The sequence below is a fragment of the Streptomyces sp. NPDC057287 genome (genome assembly GCF_042667905.1).
Lineage (GTDB): Bacteria > Actinomycetota > Actinomycetes > Streptomycetales > Streptomycetaceae > Streptomyces.
On the sequence record NZ_JBHUYV010000009.1, the window covers coordinates 269,320 to 285,240 of the forward strand.

Annotated in this window: 15 protein-coding genes; 3 read left to right on the top strand and 12 right to left on the bottom strand. The window is 73.3% G+C overall.

Going from position 1 to position 15,921, the window contains the following annotated elements; genetic code table 11:
• Window positions 1-55 precede the first annotated feature (55 nt).
• The 7 genes from pheT to infC all read right to left on the bottom strand — a co-directional run bounded on the left by pheT (window position 56) and on the right by infC (window position 7,594).
• Window positions 56-2,566 carry a phenylalanine--tRNA ligase subunit beta gene (gene pheT, locus ACFUNE_RS19925; protein WP_383569315.1) on the bottom strand — a complete coding sequence of 837 codons (2,511 nt, stop codon included), beginning with the start codon at window positions 2,564-2,566 and terminating at the stop codon, window positions 56-58.
• Window positions 2,566-3,693, bottom strand: coding sequence for a phenylalanine--tRNA ligase subunit alpha (gene pheS / locus ACFUNE_RS19930; RefSeq protein ID WP_383569319.1), 1,128 nt, complete (start codon window positions 3,691-3,693; stop codon window positions 2,566-2,568). Before pheS ends, pheT begins: the two co-directional genes overlap by 1 nt.
• 114 nt (window positions 3,694-3,807) lie before the next feature.
• Window positions 3,808-4,962: an ATP-binding protein gene (locus ACFUNE_RS19935; protein ID WP_383569322.1), complete on the bottom strand. Its 1,155-nt coding sequence runs from the start codon at window positions 4,960-4,962 to the stop codon at window positions 3,808-3,810.
• Window positions 4,963-5,091: 129 nt separating this feature from the next.
• Window positions 5,092-5,931, bottom strand: coding sequence for a TrmH family RNA methyltransferase (locus ACFUNE_RS19940; protein ID WP_383569325.1), 840 nt, complete (start codon window positions 5,929-5,931; stop codon window positions 5,092-5,094).
• Window positions 5,932-6,092: 161 nt separating this feature from the next.
• Window positions 6,093-6,476, bottom strand: coding sequence for a 50S ribosomal protein L20 (gene rplT, locus ACFUNE_RS19945; protein WP_003970214.1), 384 nt, complete (start codon window positions 6,474-6,476; stop codon window positions 6,093-6,095).
• A gap of 113 nt (window positions 6,477-6,589) precedes the next feature.
• Entirely contained in the window at window positions 6,590-6,784 is a 195-nt protein-coding gene (gene rpmI / locus ACFUNE_RS19950) for a 50S ribosomal protein L35 (protein WP_031097481.1), read from the bottom strand.
• Between the two features lie 120 nt (window positions 6,785-6,904).
• Entirely contained in the window at window positions 6,905-7,594 is a 690-nt protein-coding gene (infC, locus tag ACFUNE_RS19955; protein WP_383569507.1) for a translation initiation factor IF-3, read from the bottom strand.
• Between the two features lie 386 nt (window positions 7,595-7,980).
• Here infC and ACFUNE_RS19960 point away from each other — a divergent pair, with 386 nt between their 5' ends.
• Entirely contained in the window at window positions 7,981-8,346 is a 366-nt protein-coding gene (locus tag ACFUNE_RS19960; protein ID WP_362889221.1) for a DUF1844 domain-containing protein, read from the top strand.
• 56 nt (window positions 8,347-8,402) lie between these two features.
• On the opposite strand, the gene ACFUNE_RS19965 is transcribed toward ACFUNE_RS19960, so the two are convergent.
• A complete protein-coding gene (locus tag ACFUNE_RS19965; RefSeq protein WP_383569329.1) occupies window positions 8,403-9,179 on the bottom strand; it encodes an SseB family protein in 777 nt (258 codons plus the stop codon).
• A gap of 86 nt (window positions 9,180-9,265) precedes the next feature.
• Between ACFUNE_RS19965 and ACFUNE_RS19970 the strand changes: the two genes are divergently transcribed.
• A complete protein-coding gene (locus tag ACFUNE_RS19970) occupies window positions 9,266-10,171 on the top strand; it encodes a serine hydrolase (RefSeq protein ID WP_383569332.1) in 906 nt (301 codons plus the stop codon).
• A 136-nt stretch (window positions 10,172-10,307) separates the two neighbouring features.
• Here the strand turns inward: ACFUNE_RS19970 and mycP are convergent, their stop codons facing one another.
• Complete coding sequence (gene mycP / locus ACFUNE_RS19975; protein WP_383569335.1) at window positions 10,308-11,552, bottom strand: type VII secretion-associated serine protease mycosin; 1,245 nt, start codon at window positions 11,550-11,552, stop codon at window positions 10,308-10,310.
• Complete coding sequence (locus ACFUNE_RS19980; RefSeq protein ID WP_383569510.1) at window positions 11,549-12,412, bottom strand: hypothetical protein; 864 nt, start codon at window positions 12,410-12,412, stop codon at window positions 11,549-11,551. The genes mycP and ACFUNE_RS19980 overlap by 4 nt, the downstream gene beginning before the upstream one ends.
• 486 nt (window positions 12,413-12,898) lie before the next feature.
• Here ACFUNE_RS19980 and ACFUNE_RS19985 point away from each other — a divergent pair, with 486 nt between their 5' ends.
• Window positions 12,899-14,101, top strand: coding sequence for an amino acid deaminase/aldolase (locus tag ACFUNE_RS19985; protein WP_383569338.1), 1,203 nt, complete (start codon window positions 12,899-12,901; stop codon window positions 14,099-14,101).
• 80 nt (window positions 14,102-14,181) lie between these two features.
• Here ACFUNE_RS19985 and ACFUNE_RS19990 read toward each other — a convergent pair whose 3' ends face one another.
• Window positions 14,182-15,108, bottom strand: a complete 927-nt coding sequence (locus ACFUNE_RS19990) for a DUF2510 domain-containing protein (protein WP_383569341.1) — start codon at window positions 15,106-15,108, stop codon at window positions 14,182-14,184.
• A 19-nt stretch (window positions 15,109-15,127) separates the two neighbouring features.
• Window positions 15,128-15,919, bottom strand: coding sequence for a 3-oxoacyl-ACP reductase (locus ACFUNE_RS19995; protein WP_383569344.1), 792 nt, complete (start codon window positions 15,917-15,919; stop codon window positions 15,128-15,130).
• Window positions 15,920-15,921 lie beyond the last annotated feature (2 nt).

A 15,921-nucleotide genomic window follows, 5' to 3' on the forward strand; every position in this document is an offset into this window, starting at 1 on the left:
GAACAGAAGGGGCGTATCCGGTGGCCGGATACGCCCCTTCTCATGTGCCGGGTGCTTACGCGCCGCGCAGCACCGCGCCGGTGCGCTCGGCGGCCAGGGCGACCGCGGTGTCGCGGGCCGCGGAGGCCTCCTCCACGGTCAGCGTGCGGTCCGGAGCGCGGAACCGCAGCGCGTACGCCAGGGACTTGTTGCCCTCACCGATCTGCTCGCCGGTGAAGACGTCGAACAGCCGCAGCGATTCCAGGAGTCCTCCGGCGCCCTCGCGGAGCGCCTTCTCCACCGCGTCGGCGGGCACGTCGGAGGCCACGACGAGCGCGACGTCCTGGGTCGCCACCGGGAAGGTGGAGATCCGGGGCGCCTGGAGCGCACCGTCGACGGCCCGCTCCAGGACGTCGAGCTCGACCTCCATGGCGCAGGTCCGCTCGGGCAGGTGGAGCTCCTTGACGACCCGCGGGTGCAGTTCGCCGGCGTGGCCGAAGAGCGTCTCCTCCCCGGCGACCGTGACGTACAGCGCGGCGCAGCGGCCGGGGTGCCACGGTGCGTGCCGGTCGGCGCGGACCGTCAGCTCGACGCCCGCCTCACCGGCGATCACGCGTGCCGCCTCGACGGCGTCCGCCCAGGTGGCGGTGCGTGCCGTGCCCCACCAGCCGGCCTGCTCGCGGGCGCCCGCGAGGACGACGGCGGCGCGGCGCGGCTGCCGCGGGAGCGCCGCGTCAAGTCCGGCGATCTCCTCGTCGGTGGGACGGCGGTCGACGGGCAGCCGTACGGCCTTGGTCTCCTCGCCCGTGGGCCGGAAGACGAGGCCCGTCTCGAAGAGCGCCAGGTCGTGGCTGCCACGGCCGTCGTTGCGCCGCAGTGCGCCGAGCAGGCCCGGCAGCAGCGTGGTGCGCAGCGCCGGCTCCTCGTCGGAGATCGGGTTGACGAGGGTGACCGTACGGCGGCGGGCGTCGTCCTTCTCCAGGCCGAGCTGGTCGAGGACGGCGTCACCGATGAACGGGTAGCTGAGCGCCTCGACGTAACCGGCGCCGGCGAGCGCCCGGCCGACACGGCGGTGCAGCCGCTGGCGGTCGGTGAGTCCACGCCCGGAGGGCGGGGTCGGCAGGGTGGACGGGAGGTTCTCGTATCCCTCCAGCCGGATGACCTCTTCGGCCAGGTCGTTCGGCGCGGTGAGGTCGGGGCGCCAGGACGGCACGGTGACGATCAGCTCGTCCTGCCCGTAGACGTCGCAGCCGACCTGCTGGAGGCGGCGCACGACGGTCTCGCGGCCGTAGGCGACGCCGGCCACCCGGTCGGGGTGGTTCGCCGGCATCGCGATGGTGCGGGGTGCCGACGGGGCGGTGATCTCCGTGACGCCCGCCTCGGCGGTGCCGCCCGCGAGGAGGACCAGCAGGTCGACCGTGCGCTGCGCGGCAGCGGCGGCGGCCTGCGGGTCGACGCCGCGCTCGAAGCGCTTGGACGCCTCGGAGCTCAGCTTGTGGCGGCGCGCGGTGCGGGCGATGGCGATCGCGTCGAAGTGGGCGGCCTCGATGACGACCTCGGTGGTGGCCGTCTCCTCGGCCACGTCGGCGATCTCGGTGTTGGCGCCGCCCATGACACCCGCGAGGCCGATCGGCCCGCGGTCGTCGGTGATGACCAGGTCCTGGGCGTCCAGCACGCGCTCGGCACCGTCGAGCGTGGTGAGCTTCTCGCCCTGCTGGGCGCGGCGCACCCCGATCGGGCCCTCGACACGGGTCCGGTCGTAGGCGTGCAGCGGCTGGCCGAGCTCGAGCATCACGTAGTTGGTGATGTCGACGGCGAGCGAGACGGTACGCATCCCGGCCTTCTGCAGCCTGCGCTGCATCCAGATCGGGGAGCGCGCCTCGGGCCGCAGGCCGGTGACCGTACGCGCGGTGAAGTTGCTGCACCCGATGGGGTCGGACACCTTCACCGGGTAGCCGTGGGCGTTGGGCGGCGGCACGTCCAGGAGCGCCGGGTCGCGCAGCGGCAGCCCGTACGCGATGGCGGTCTCGCGGGCCACCCCGCGCATCGAGAGGCAGTAGCCGCGGTCCGGCGTGACGGCGATGTCGAGGACCTCGTCGACGAGCTCCAGGAGCTCGATCGCGTCGGTGCCGGGCTCGTACTCGGGCGGCAGCACGATGATGCCGTGCGTGCCGTCGTCGCCCATGCCGAGCTCGTCGGTGGAGCAGATCATGCCGTGCGAGGTCTTGCCGTACGTCTTGCGCGCGGCGATCGCGAAGTCGCCGGGCAGCACCGCGCCCGGGAGGACCACGACGACCTTGTCGCCGACGGAGAAGTTACGGGCGCCGCAGACGATCTCCTGCGGCTCACCGGTGCCGTTGGCCGTGCCGACGTCGACGGTGCAGAAGCGGATGGGCTTCTTGAAGCCCTCCAGTTCCTCGATGGTCAGGACCTGTCCGACGACCAGGGGGCCCTTGAGGCCCGCACCGGTCTGCTCGACGGTCTCGACCTCCAGGCCGACGGAGACGAGCTCGGCCTGCACGTCGCGGCCGGTCTCCGTCGCCGGCAGGTCGACGTACTCACGCAGCCAGGAAAGCGGGACGCGCATCAGATCTCCATCCCGAACGGCCGGGTGAACCGGACGTCGCCCTCGACCATGTCCCGCATGTCCTCGACGTTGTGGCGGAACATCAGCATGCGCTCGATACCGAATCCGAAGGCGAATCCGCTGTACTTCTCGGGGTCCACGCCGCAGGCGACGAGCACCTTGGGGTTGACCATGCCGCAGCCGCCCAGCTCGATCCATCCCTCGCTGCCGCAGGTGCGGCAGGGGCGGTCCGGGTTGCCGACGGACTCGCCGCGGCAGACGTAGCAGACCATGTCCATCTCGGCGGACGGCTCGGTGAACGGGAAGAAGTTCGGCCGCAGCCGGGTCTTCATGTCCTGGCCGAAGAGCGCCTGGACCATGTGGTCGAGGGTGCCCTTGAGGTCGGCCATGGTGAGGCCCTCGTCGACGGCGAGCAGCTCGATCTGGTGGAAGACCGGGGTGTGCGTGGCGTCGAGCTCGTCGGTGCGGTAGACCCGGCCGGGGCAGACCACGTAGACGGGGGGCTTGCGGCTGAGCAGGGAACGCGCCTGGACGGGCGAGGTGTGCGTGCGCAGCACCACTCCGGACTCGTCGCTCCTGGCACCGTCGGCGCCCTGGACGAAGAAGGTGTCCTGCATCTGCCGCGCCGGGTGGTCGGGCACGAAGTTCAGGGCGTCGAAGTTGAACCACTCCGCCTCGACCTCGGGGCCCTCGGCGATCTCGTAGCCCATGGCGACGAAGACGTCGGAGACGCGCTCCATGATCGTCGTCAGGGGGTGGCGCGCACCGGCCGGGACACGGTCGTAGGGCAGCGTGACGTCCACGGCCTCCTCGACCAGCACCCGGGCGTCGCGCTCGGCCTCCAGCTCGGTCTGGCGGGCGGCCAGCGCCTTGGAGACGGCGCCACGGGCCTGGCCCACGCGCTTGCCCGCCTCGGCCTTGGCCTGCGGCGGCAGCGCGCCGATCTCCCGGTTGGCGAGCGACAGGGGCGAGGTACCACCGGTGTGCGCGGTCTTCGCCTGGGCGAGCGCGTCGAGGTCGCCGGCGGCGGCGAAGGCGGCGAACGCCTCGTCCCGCATGCGCTCGATCTCTTCCGGTTTCAGTGCCTCGACCTCGACTGGGTCGTACGACTTGTTCGGTGCCGACATCTCTTCCCGTGCTTCCGATTGGCTGGTGGCGACCCTGGCTGGACGACTGAGGACGCAAAGGTGCCAAAAGTCGAGTCTACGGGCCGCCGGAGGGCGAAGGAGCCCGTGGGCCGCTCAGACCAGATAGGCCGGCGCGCTCACGGGCAGGATAAATCGGAACTCGGCGCCGCCGCCGGGTGCGCGGTCGACCGTGATGGTGCCGCCGTGCGCCTCGACGATGCCCTTGACGATGTAGAGGCCCAGGCCGGTCCCGCCGCGCTTGCTCCCCCGCCAGAAGCGGGTGAAGACGCGGCCCATCGACTCCTCGGGGATGCCGGGACCTTCGTCGCTCACGGTGACTGCCGTTCCACTCTCGTCGTTCTTGGCCGGTGCGGGCGCAGGGGCGATCTCAATAGTGACGGTTCCCTCGCCGTGGCGCACCGCGTTTTCGAGGAGGTTGCCGAGGACCTGGTCGACCTTGTCCGGATCGGCCCAGAGCGCGGGCAGCGGCTGCCGGGTGTGCACGAGGAAGCGGTCGGGTGCCTGGCCGTTCGCGGTCAGTGCCTGGATGTGGCGTTCGACGGCGGCGGAGATGTCCACGGGCTGGCGGCGCAGCTCGAGCCGGCCGGAGTCGATGCGGGAGATGTCGAGCAGCTCGGCGATGAGCCGGGTGACGCGGTTGGCGTCGGCGTCGACGGTCTCGAGCATCAGCCGCTTCTGGTCGTCGGTGAACCGCTCCCACTTGGCCAGGAGCGTGGCGGTGAAGCCCTTGACCGAGGTCAGGGGGGAGCGGAGCTCGTGGGCGACGGTGGCGATCAGCTCCGCGTGGCTGAGCTCGGTGCGCCGGCGTGCCTCCGTACCGCGCAACGAGACGACGAGCCGCCGGACCGGCCCGGTCGGGGCCTCCCGTACGTAACGGGCGGAGACCAGGACCTCACGGCCGCCGGGGAGCAGCAGATTCCGCTCGGGCTGGCCGACCCGGGTGGCGAGCCCGCCGTAGGGGTCGGTCAGGTCCCACCAGCGTCGCCCCTTGAGGTCCTCGAGGGGCAGCGCCTGGTCCAGGGGGTGGCCGAGGGCGTCGGCCACGGGTGTGGCGGTGATCCTGGAGGCGGCCCTGTTGAAGCAGACGACCGTGCCGTTCTCGTCGGCGACGACGAGTCCGTCGGGCAGGTCGTCCGGGTCGATACCCGTCGCGGGGTCCCCGACGGCCGGGCTCGTGCCGGCCCCGTCGGAGAGGGCGCGCACGGCGGCCGTGTGTGTCGCTCGCGGCCTGCTCATGCCGACAGCCATCTTCCCGTACCCCACCTCTCGAACCGGTGCAGTGGGCCCCCGAGTTCGCCACCCTACTAGGCGTCAGCAGCCGGGCGACACCCTCCGGGTGGGCAGCGGCCGGGTGTGGCCCGTATCGATCGGTGGGGATCAGCGGGGGTGCCGCGTGCGCTGGGCCCGCGCGGAGGCGTAGAGGCACACGGCGGCGGCGGTGGCGAGATTGAGGCTCTCGGCCCTCCCGTGGATCGGGACCCGGACCACTGCGTCGGCCAGGGCGCGCGTCTCCTCGGGCAGGCCCCACGCCTCGTTGCCGAACACCCATGCGGTGGGACCGCCCATGGTGCCCGCGTCGAGCTCGTCGTCGAGGTCGTCCTCGCCCGCGCCGTCGGCCGCCAGGATGCGCACACCGGCGTCCCGCAGCCCTCGCACCGCCTGCTCGACGGGCACGCCGACGGCCACCGGCAGGTGGAAGAGCGAGCCGACGGAGGCCCGGACCGACTTGGGGTTGTAGAGGTCCACCGAGGCGTCGGTGAGCACGACCGCGTCCGCGCCGGCGGCGTCCGCGCAGCGCAGCACCGTCCCCGCGTTGCCGGGGTCGCGGACGTGGGCGAGCACGGCGACCAGGGTGGGCTTCGCCGCGAGGATGTCCTCGAAGGGCGAGTCCAGGAACCGGCAGACGCCGATCAGCCCCTGGGGGGTGACGGTCTGCGAGACCTCGGCGAGCACCTCGCCGTCCGCGAGGTGCACGCGGGCCCCTGCGGCACGGGCGGCGTCGATGATGTCGGCGTACCGGTCGGCGGCCTCGACGGTGGCGAAGAGCTCGGTCAGGGTGGGCTCGCCGTCGCCGCCGCGGTGCGCGGCGGCCTCCCGCACGGCCTGCGGCCCCTCGGCGATGAACCTGCGCTCCTTGCCGCGGAAGTTGCGCCTGGCCAGCCGGCGTGCGGCGGCGATACGCGGCGATCGGGCGGAGATCAGTTCGGGGGTGCCCATGGTCGGCGGCGAGCCTCTCTGCGTGAGTCAGCTTCTCTGCGTACGTTTCTCTGCGTACGGCTGACTACGTACGCGACACGTCGTGCAACGCACCGGACCCGCAGACGGCACACGCCTGCGGGTCCGGCTCGGAATGCTGGGACGCTGAAGTCCTGCCTGGATCAGGCGGCCTTCGGGGCGTTGACGTCGCTCGGGAGGGCCTTCTGGGCGACCTCGACGAGGGCGGCGAACGCGTTGGCGTCGTTGACCGCGAGCTCGGCCAGGATCTTGCGGTCCACCTCGATGTTGGCGGCCTTCAGACCCTGGATGAGGCGGTTGTACGTCATGCCGTTCTGGCGGGCAGCCGCGTTGATGCGCTGGATCCAGAGCTGACGGAAGTCGCCCTTGCGCTTCTTGCGGTCGTTGTAGTTGTAGACCAGGGAGTGGGTGACCTGCTCCTTGGCCTTGCGGTACAGGCGCGAACGCTGACCGCGGTAACCGCTGGCGGCCTCGAGGATCGCCCGGCGCTTCTTGTGGGCGTTTACTGCCCGCTTGACGCGTGCCACTTTTGACTCCTTGCAGCGGGGGCGGGTGGTCGCAGTATCAGACTCACCCGACCCGGAAACGAATTGGTCCCGGTCGGATCGAGGGCGTCTCCGGGTTCACCGGAGACGGCGCCTCACTTGCCGAGAAGCTTCTTGACCTTCTTGACGTCGGCCGGAGCCACGACGACCGTGCCGGTCAGCGAGCGGGTCTTCTTGGACGACTTGTGCTCGAGCAGGTGGCGCTTGCCCGCCTTCTCGCGCAGCACCTTGCCGGAGCCGGTGATCTTGAAGCGCTTGCTGGCACCGCTGTGCGTCTTGTTCTTCGGCATAGCGCCGTTATCTCCTCGTCAGTGGCGCCCCTCTCGGTGCGGGCACCGGACTGCAGGGGCGTCAGATCTTTGGGTGGTTTCCGAGGGACCCGGGGGCGCCTGGGTGGCTGCCCCCGGAGGTCACGCCTCGGAAGGTGTCTCGGCCGGAGCCTCGGCCGCTGCGGCCGGAGCCTCAGCGGTGTCCGCCGCGGCCGGGGCCTCAGCGGTGTCACCTTCGGACTCGGCGTCGGGGGCGAATCCCTGACGCTCCGCCTTGCGGGCGGCCTGGGCCTCACGGGCTTCGGCCATGGCTTCGGTCTTCTTCTTGTGCGGGCCCAGAACCATGATCATGTTCCGGCCGTCCTGCTTCGGGTTCGACTCGATGAACCCAAGGTCCTCGACGTCCGAAGCCAGACGCTGGAGCAGTCGGAAGCCCAGCTCGGGGCGGGACTGCTCACGACCACGGAACATGATCGTGATCTTGACCTTGTCCCCCTGCTTGAGGAACCGGACGACGTGACCCTTCTTGGTGTCGTAGTCGTGCGGGTCGATCTTCGGCCGGAGCTTCATTTCCTTGATGACCGTGTGCGCCTGGTTCTTGCGCGCCTCACGGGCCTTCATGGCCGACTCGTACTTGAACTTCCCGTAGTCCATGAGCTTGCACACGGGGGGACGGGCTGTCGCCGCCACCTCGACCAGGTCGAGGTCGTACTCCTGTGCGAGCTCCAGGGCCTTGGCAAGCGGAACAATCCCGACCTGCTCGCCGCTGGGACCGACAAGTCGCACCTCGGGAACGCGAATCCGGTCGTTGATGCGGGGCTCGGCGCTGATGGATCCTCCTCGGTAGCACCACGCGACCGCCTGGCGGACAGCCGCGTAACGTCTTCTTTGAGACCAACCGAGCCGGGAAAGCAGAAATGCCCCGGACGGGACACAGGCGGGGCTCCAGGAACTACCGGAACACCGCCGCGTGCAACCGCGGGGCGCTATCGGGCGGCCCCATCGTCCGTACGGAACGATGGTTGCCACCTGACCGGTGACCCGCCGTCCCTGAGGACGGTCAGGTGGGAGATCGGAGCCTCCACTTGTGGGCCGGTCACATAGGTGTCCGGCCGGTCGTTACACAAGGTTAGCAGCTCCCCGGGGCCACGGCTAACCCGCTGTCCGGGCGGCTCCCGCAGGATGGACCGCGCCGACGTGGCCTTATCGTGTGGGGCATGAGCGACGCGACCACTCCCAGCACCGAGAACCCCGGCTTCGACGACATGGCCCGCGACATCGCGGAGGTTCCCGCGGTCGAGGTGATCGTGACCGTGGCCGTCAACCTGATGAGCGCCGCCGCCGTGAAGCTCGGCCTGACCGAGGAGGGCGAGCAGCACAAGGACCTGGACGAGGCCCGCAAGCTGGTCCAGGCACTGGCCGGGCTGCTCGACGCGAGCGCCACCGAGATCAGCACCTTCCACGCCTCGCCGCTGCGCGACGGCCTGAAGTCGCTCCAGCTGGCCTTCCGCGAGGCCTCGCTCGTCCCGGACGAGCCCGGCAAGGGCCCGGGCGAGAAGTACACCGGCCCCGTCTACGGCTGATCACCCCACAGCTCTCGGAGCCCGCCGCCTGTCCGCAGGCGGCGGGCTCCTGTGCGTCAGCGGCTGAACAGCGGGTCGCCCGGGGCCTCGGCACCGGCCGGCAGGAGCGCCAGGTCGATGCCGCGCACGAGCCGGGCGCGCAGCACCTCGCTGGCCGAGAGGGCGTCGGCGACCCGGCGGGCGGTCTCCGCGACCACCGCGTCCGGGGCGAGGACGAGGGCGAGGGTTCCGTCGGCCCGGCCGGGGCCGAGGTGGGCCCGCAGCACGGCGGGTTCGGCGGCCACCGCCTCCCGCACCGCGGCGACGACGGCCGGGTCTTCGAGCGGATCCGCGCTCGCGCGGTTCTCGGCCAGGGCCAGCAGGGCGGGGCCGGCCAGCTCGAAGGCGACGGGCCCCGCCAGGTCCAGCACCACCGTGTCCGCCTTCTCGTGCGCGGCGGCCTGCAGGGCCTGGTGCAGGGGTACGGCTACCGGGCGCGCCTCGGGGTCCCAGCGGGCCAGCGAGGCGGTGGAGGTGAAGGCGGGCAGCGCGCGCCGGTCGCCGGCCTGGAGGGTCGGGACCGCCATGTCGCTCGTCTTCTCGCGGCGCAGCCCGTCCCCCCGTCGCCCGCCACCACCCTTCTCAGGAGCTTCGCGCCCCTCCTCGCCGCCCTCCTCCACCTCGCCCAGGACGGCGACGACCGGCACGAGCAGCCGGGCTTCGCGGAGAGCCGCGAGGACCGGGCCGACCGCCGTCCGGTCGGCGGCCCAGGCCGCGAGGGCCGCCGTCAGTTCGGGCGAGGCAGTGCCGTCGTCGTCGGAGAAGCCGGAGTCCGGGATGTTCTTGAGCGCCACACGACGAGCGTAGTGGGTCGTCCCTCTCACCTGGGCGACAGGTCGGACACAGCCTGCTGCCAGGTGGGCTGCCTAGCGTCCGGCCCATGCCCCGTCACAGAACGCGCAGGCCCGCGCTGTCCGCCCTCGTGACCGCCGCCGCCGTGCTGCTGGCCGGTTCCGCCGCGGGAGGTGCGTATCTGGTGGTTCGGTCGCCGGATGACGCGCACGCGGCCGTGGCCGCCGTATCGTCCGCTCCGAGCCCGCCCGCCGCGACGGGCCGGAGCGAGGAGCCCGAGGTGGATCTCGACGCGGAGCTGGCCGACGCGCTGGCGTCCCTGGCCGACGGGGCCGATGTGTCGGTGGCCGTGCTGGACACGGAGAGCGGGGCGGGCGCCGCGTACGGCGACGGGACGTACGACACCGCCAGCATCGTCAAGGTGGACATCCTGGCCGCGCTGCTGCTGCTCGCGCAGGACGAGGACCGGGAGCTGAACGGCGCCGAGCAGGCGTACGCGGAAGCCATGATCCGGCGCAGCGACAACACCTCGGCCACCGAACTGCTCAAGGCGGTCGGCGGCGAGGAAGGGCTGGACGCGGCCAACGAGCGGCTGGGGCTGACCGGCACGAAGGCCGCCCACGCGTGGGGGCTGACCCAGACCACGGCCGCCGACCAGGTGCGGCTGCTGGAGGCGGTGTCCGGTACTGATTCGGAGCTGTCGGCCGGCTCCCGCGCCTATCTGACGAAACTGATGGGGCAGGTCGAGGCCGACCAGCGGTGGGGGGTGTCGGCGGCGGGCACCGGCGCGGTGCTGAAGAACGGCTGGATGCCCCGGACCACGACGGGCCTGTGGGACATCAACAGCATCGGCTCGGTGGAGAGCGCCGGGCACACCCTGCTGGTGGCGGTGCTGTCGCGCGGACACGCGACCAAGGAGGCGGGGATCGCCCTCGTGGAGTCCGTCGCCAGGGCGGCGGCCGGCGTGACGGGCGCGGTGACCGGTCAGGACTGAGGACGGCCCGCTGCGTGAAGAGCCGGGCCCCGCCCGGCGAGGGACCGGTCCCGCTGGACGGAAAGCCGGCACCGCCGGGCGGACAGCCGGTACCGCTGCGTGGAGAGCCGTCCCGCCCTGCGAGGGACCGCTCCGCTCAGCGGAGGGGGCCGCCGGGGAACGGGCTGTACGCGGGCGCTGCGGGATTCCTGCCGCGCGCGTTCCGGCCGGCGGTGCTCCTTCCGCGCCACAGCACCACGGCCAGGGCGAGGAGTACGGCGCCGAGACCGCCCGCCGACGGGGCCAGCCAGCCCGCGGGGTCGCCGTCGTCCGCCTGCGGGGTGGGGCCGGAGCCGAAGTACTCCTCGTGGTGGCCGGCCGCGGCGGCCCGCGCGGCCAGGTCGTCGGGGCGCAGCTTCGCCCCGGCCGCGATCGCGGCGGCGGGGTCGACCAGGCCGTAGCCCCTGGCGTCGTCGCGGCCGCCCGAAGGGGCGTTGCGAGCGGTGTCCGCGAGGAGGGTCTTGATCTGCGCGGGCGAGAGGCCCGGGTGCGCCGCACGCACCAGGGCCACGGCCCCGGAGACGAACGCCGACGCGGCGGACGTCCCCCACTCGATGTAGTAGTGCCCGTCGGGGTTGGCCACGACGATGTCCACGCCGGGCGCGCTGACGGTGGCGTACCAGCGGCGGGTGGAGAACGCGGCGTGCGTGCCGTACTTGTCGACCGCCGCGGCGGCGATCACGCCGGGGTAGGCGGCGGGGTAGGAGACCCGGTCGCCCTTCTCCCCGCCGTTGCCCGCGGAGGCGACAACGGCGACGCCCTTGCCGAGGGCGTACTGCACGGCGGCGTCCTCGCCGGGTTCCGGGTGCGCCGACTCGCTGTCGTCGCCGAGGGAGAGGTTGATGACGTCGGCGCCCTGGTCCGCCGCCCAGCGGATGCCGTCGGCGAGCGCGGTGCCGCGCGCGGCGCGGGCCTTCTTGCGCGCCGGGTCGCCCGACTCGAGGATCACGCGGACGGGAAGGATCCTGGCTTCCGGGGCGACGCCGAGCACGCCGTCTCCCCGGCCGGGTCCGCTGCCCCGGCCCGCGATGATCCCGGCCATCGCCGTGCCGTGCAGCGCCCACGAGCTGTCGCCGCGTCCGGCACCGAATCCGATGAGGTCCTTGCCCGGGAGCACCTGGCCGGCGAGGTCGGGGTGCTCGGCGTCGACCCCGGTGTCCAGCACCGCGACCGTGATTCCCTTGCCCTTCGTGGTCTGCCAGGCCGCGCCGGTGTGAAGGGCCTCCAGGCCCCACTGCTGGTCACGGATGGCGTCCGCCCGGGCGGGGACGGCGGGCAGCAGGGCGAAGGCGGTGGCCGTGGCCACGGCGGCGAGCGCCCGGAGCCGGCGGGGGCGGGTCATTCCGGCTTCTCCGCGAGATCGGTGACGGTCCTGCGCAGGGTGCGCTCCACCCGGTCCGCGACACCCTTCGCCTCATGGCCGAGCCCGGCCTGCGCGACGGTCGTGGTGGCTCCGGACGCCATGGCCTCGGCGGCCGGCTGCGGCTCGGTCACGGCACGGCCGTCCGCGAAGCCGGAGACGGCGAACACGACCACGGGCACCTCGGTCAGGACGTGGACCGTCCAGCTGGCGCGCTGCCGGGCGCCGAATCCGGCGGCCACGGTGTCGTCGGCCGGGTAGGTGCGGGGCATCAGGTCGGAGCGTCCGGCGAGGTTCTGGGTGGTGAACCGGGTGCTGAGCGCGCCCATCGCCCCGGCGTCCGCCTCGGTGAAGACCATGCCGACGGTGGTGACGCTGCTGCGGGTGGCGTCGGTGTACGTGGCGCGCACCAGACGTTCGCAGCCGACCGGGCGGAGCGTCTTGAGCAGCAGGGGGTCCAGGCCCGCCGCGCAGCCGCTGTCGCTCGCGACGGCGACCCGGGTCCAGGCCCGGTCGGTGGCTCCCGGGCCCGCGCCCTCGCCCTTGAGGGTCCGCGGGAAGAGGGTGTCGACGGGCACGCTGTGCCAGACGGAGCGGGTCACGGTGTACGCGCTGTCGTCGCCCGGATCGGCCGCGGAGTCACCGATGAGCCAACTGCCGGTGACCGCCCCGCCGATGAGCCCGAGGCCGAGCACCGCGCAGACGGCGGCCGCCGCGGTCCTGGCGGGTTTGCGGGCCTTGACGGGGCGCAGCCGGGTGGTGGTCTCCGCGGGCGTCTCGGCGTACGCGTAGTAGGCGCCGGGCGGAGCCGGGGTGGCACCCGGGCGCGGAGTGAGGTCCACGGCGCCGACGGGCCTGCGCCGGGTGGCCGCGGGCGGGGGCGGCGGGCCGGGGTGGGCGGGCGGCGCCGGCGGTACGGGGCGGAGCCGCGTGGTCGTCTCGGGCACCGGCTCGGCGCGGGGCGCGGGAGGCGCCGGCTGCGCGCCCGGGGCCTGCGGCGCGGGCGCGGTGCCGGTCACGGGAGGCGCCGGCCGGGCGGGGGGCGCGGGAGGCGGAATGTGCGGGGCCGGGGCACCACCCGGCACGGACGGCGGGGTGGCCGGGCGGGGTGGCACGGGAGCGCGCTGCGCTTCGGTACTCATCCGTCCCCCTGGTCCACGTCCCCGTACGGCCGACGGACCGCCGCTGCACACGGGCCCCGCCGGTCGATCGTGTGACCGTCACTCTACGGGGTGGGGGGCACCCGGTGGGAACGGGACGGAGGGTGCGGGACGATCTGCACCGAACATCCCCTACCCAGTGGTACGGCCGTCTGGCAAGCTGCCGACATGACTGTCCGCGCCGCTGACCGGAGCCGTTACAACCGGGCCACCGCCCATCTCGACGCCCCGGTGGCCGTCGTCGACCTGGATGCCTTCGACGCCAACGCCGACGACCTGGTGCGCCGGGCGGGCGGGAAGCCGATCCGGGTGGCGAGCAAGTCCGTGCGCTGCCGCGCCCTGCTGGAGCGGGTGCTCGCGCGTCCGGGCTTCGCCGGGCTCATGTCGTTCACGCTCGCGGAGTCCCTGTGGCTGGCCCGTGCGGGATTCGACGACGTGCTCCTGGCCTATCCGTCGGCCGACCGGTCCGCGTACGCGGAGGTGGCGGCCGATCCCAAGCTCGCCGCCGCCGTGACGGTGATGGTGGACGACCCCGCCCAGCTGGAGCTGATCGACGCCGCGCGCGCCGGCGGTACGGAGGAGATCCGGGTCTGCCTGGAGCTGGACACCTCGCTGCGGCTGCTCGGGGGCCGGGTCAGGATCGGCGCGCTGCGCTCCCCCCTCCGCACCCCCGCCCAGCTGGCGGAGATGGCCCGCTCGGTGGACCGCAGGCCCGGCTTCCGGCTGGTGGGGCTCATGGCCTACGAGGGTCATGTCGCCGGTGTGGGCGACTCGGTGGCCGGCCGGCCGCTGCGGTCGCGTGCGGTCCGGCTGATGCAGGCGGCGGCCCGCAGGGAGCTGGCGGCCCGGCGCGCGGAGGTCGTGCGGGCGGTCCGAGCGGTGGCGCCCGGCCTGGAGTTCGTGAACGGGGGCGGAACGGGCAGCGTGCAGCACACCGCCGCCGAGTCCGCCGTGACGGAGATCGCGGCGGGGTCCGGGCTCTTCGTGCCGAGGCTGTTCGACAACTACACCTCGTTCACGGGCCGTCCGGCGGCCCTGTTCGCCCAGCCCGTGGTGCGGCGGCCGGGCGTGGGCGTGGTGACGGTGCTGGGCGGCGGCTACCCGGCGTCCGGCGCGGCGGGCCCGGACCGGCTGCCGGTGCCGTATCTGCCCGAGGGGCTGCGCTACGACCCCCAGGAGGGACCGGGCGAGGTCCAGACCCCGCTGCTGGGCGCCCCCGCGGACGATCTGCTGATCGGTGACAAGGTGTGGTTCCGGCACGCCAAGGCCGGTGAGCTCTGCGAGCGCTTCGACGAGCTGCGGCTGATCGAGGGCGAGCGGATCACGGCGACCGTCCCGACGTACCGGGGCGAGGGCCGCACCTTCCTGTAGGCGCCACGGCAGGGCCGGGGCCGTGCGGCACGTTCCGGCGGGCGGTGTGCGGGGCCCGCTGTGGATCGGGGCGGGCCGCGTCAGGGGGCCACGGTGCTGCCCACACCGCCACCGGTGGCGTCGCCGATCGGGCGGACGCCCCGGGTGATGGTGTCCATGAGGGAGAGCGGCAGCTCGTGGCGGCCCGCGTCGAACGCGAAGCGCAGGATGACCGGCGTCTCGCTGCCGAGCGGGGAGGGGAAGGCCAGCGACTGGACGTAGCCGCCGGGGCCCTTGCCCGTGGTGACCTGACGGCGCACCAGGTATCCGGTGCGTCCCGCCACGGTCACGGGCCCGGACGCCAGCTCCTTCTGGGACCTGATGCCCCCGTGGATGGAGTCGCCGACGAGGTCCTTCCCGTAGGCGCGGTCGGCTGCCGTCCCGATGTCCTCCTCGGCCAGTGCCTTCATGGCCGTGAGACCGGTGCCGCTCGCCGTCCGGACCGTAACGGTGCCGTGGTGGCAGAAGGTTCCCGAGTCGCCGGGGCAGGTGTAGGAGCCGGCGGTACGCATCGTGGAGCTGTCGTCGAGGGTGTGTTCCGGCTTCTCCCAGCCGTCGGGAACCGTGAGGGTGATCCCGTTGAGCTGGTCGACCAGCACCGCCGGGTCGTCCTGCGGACCCGCGTCGGGCGGCGGGGCGGACACGCTCGCACCGTCCGTGGCGGTGGGCGGCGGAGGGCTGTCGCCGGCCGCGGTCCCGGCCCGGGTCCCGGCGTAGTCCGCGCCCATCACCAGGAATCCGGTCACCGCGGCGGCGACGACCGCCAGCCCGGCGACCGTCAGGGCCACGGCCCTGACGGTGCGGCCGCCGCCGGCCGGGGAGGGACTCCGCTGCGCACGCGCCACGGTCAACGGCGCGGTGGCGGCCGACGACCGGACGTGACCGGTCCAGGCAGCACCGTCCCACCACCGCTCGGTGCCGGGTGCGTTCACGTCCGCGTACCAGCCGGGCGGCGTCGCGTTGCTCATGCCACCACTGTAGGGAGCGTCAGCCGAGCGGTGTCACGTACGCCCCGGAGATCCCGCCGTCGACCAGGAAGTCGGTGGCGTTGACGAACGAGGAGTCGTCGCTCGCCAGGAAGGCGACGGCGGCCGCGATCTCCGTCGCCTCGGCGAACCGGCCGAGGGGGATGTGCACGAGCCGGCGGGCGGCACGCTCCGGGTCCTTGGCGAACAGCTCGCGCAGCAGCGGGGTGTCGACCGGCCCCGGGCAGAGGGCGTTGACCCGGATCCCCTCCCGCGCGAACTGCACACCGAGTTCGCGGGACAGGGCGAGGACACCTCCCTTGGACGCGGTGTACGAGATCTGGGAGGTGGCGGCGCCCATCCGTGCCACGAAGGACGCGGTGTTGATGATCGAGCCGCGGCCCTGGCGCCGCATGTAGGGGAGGGCTGCCTTGCAGCAGAGGTAGACGGAGGTGAGGTTGACCTCCTGGACGCGTTTCCAGGCCTCCAGGCCGGTGGTGAGGATGGAGTCGTCCTCGGGCGGCGAGATGCCCGCGTTGTTGAAGGCGATGTCGACGGAGCCGTAGGTGTCGTCCGCCGCCGCGAAGAGCGCCTCGACCTGGCCGGGGTCGGTGACGTCGACGCGTACGAAGGTGCCGCCCGCCTCCTCGGCGGCGGCCCTGCCCGCGCTCTCGTCGATGTCGCCGCAGACGACGTGGGCTCCCTCGGACGCCAGCCGGCGGGCGGTGGCGAGCCCGATGCCGCTGCCCGCCCCCGTGATGACGGCGGTGCGGCCGGTCAGGCGGCGGCAGATGTTCCCGGAGTCGGTGGTCATGT

Excerpts from the sequence above, each read along its gene's own strand:
- pheT (WP_383569315.1), bottom strand. The coding sequence starts at position 2,566 with ATGCGCGTCCCGCTTTCCTGGCTGCGTGAGTACGTCGACCTGCCGGCG.
- pheS (WP_383569319.1), bottom strand. The coding sequence starts at position 3,693 with ATGTCGGCACCGAACAAGTCGTACGACCCAGTCGAGGTCGAGGCACTG.
- ACFUNE_RS19935 (WP_383569322.1), bottom strand. The coding sequence starts at position 4,962 with ATGGCTGTCGGCATGAGCAGGCCGCGAGCGACACACACGGCCGCCGTG.
- ACFUNE_RS19940 (WP_383569325.1), bottom strand. The coding sequence starts at position 5,931 with ATGGGCACCCCCGAACTGATCTCCGCCCGATCGCCGCGTATCGCCGCC.
- rpmI (WP_031097481.1), bottom strand. The coding sequence starts at position 6,784 with ATGCCGAAGAACAAGACGCACAGCGGTGCCAGCAAGCGCTTCAAGATC.
- ACFUNE_RS19960 (WP_362889221.1), top strand. The coding sequence starts at position 7,981 with ATGAGCGACGCGACCACTCCCAGCACCGAGAACCCCGGCTTCGACGAC.
- ACFUNE_RS19970 (WP_383569332.1), top strand. The coding sequence starts at position 9,266 with ATGCCCCGTCACAGAACGCGCAGGCCCGCGCTGTCCGCCCTCGTGACC.
- mycP (WP_383569335.1), bottom strand. The coding sequence starts at position 11,552 with ATGACCCGCCCCCGCCGGCTCCGGGCGCTCGCCGCCGTGGCCACGGCC.
- ACFUNE_RS19985 (WP_383569338.1), top strand. The coding sequence starts at position 12,899 with ATGACTGTCCGCGCCGCTGACCGGAGCCGTTACAACCGGGCCACCGCC.
- ACFUNE_RS19990 (WP_383569341.1), bottom strand. The coding sequence starts at position 15,108 with ATGAGCAACGCGACGCCGCCCGGCTGGTACGCGGACGTGAACGCACCC.
- ACFUNE_RS19995 (WP_383569344.1), bottom strand. The coding sequence starts at position 15,919 with ATGACCACCGACTCCGGGAACATCTGCCGCCGCCTGACCGGCCGCACC.